This is a genomic window from Martelella sp. AMO21009 (assembly GCF_053484295.1).
Map to the genome: position 1 here is coordinate 1 of NZ_JBAKFR010000088.1, position 244 is coordinate 244.

The 244-nt window shown below is 61.5% G+C and carries 1 protein-coding gene; it reads left to right on the plus strand.

Annotated features, from left to right (window positions below; translation table 11 throughout):
- On the plus strand, nucleotides 1–244 hold a 244-nt coding region (locus V6766_RS25575; protein ID WP_448471045.1), incomplete at both ends, for an ATP-binding protein.

A 244-nucleotide genomic window follows, 5' to 3' on the forward strand; every position in this document is an offset into this window, starting at 1 on the left:
CGTATCAAGGCAGCCAAATTCCCGGTCGTCAAAAGTCTCGACAGTTTCGATTTTGCCGCCATCCCGAAGCTCAACAAGATGCAGGTTCTGGAACTGGCCCGCTGCGAATGGATCGAGCGCCGCGAGAACGTCATCGCTCTCGGCCCCAGTGGAACCGGGAAGACGCACATAGCGCTCGCCCTTGGCCTGGCCGCCTGCCAGAAGGGCCTGTCCGTTGGCTTCACCACAGCCGCCGCCATGGTCA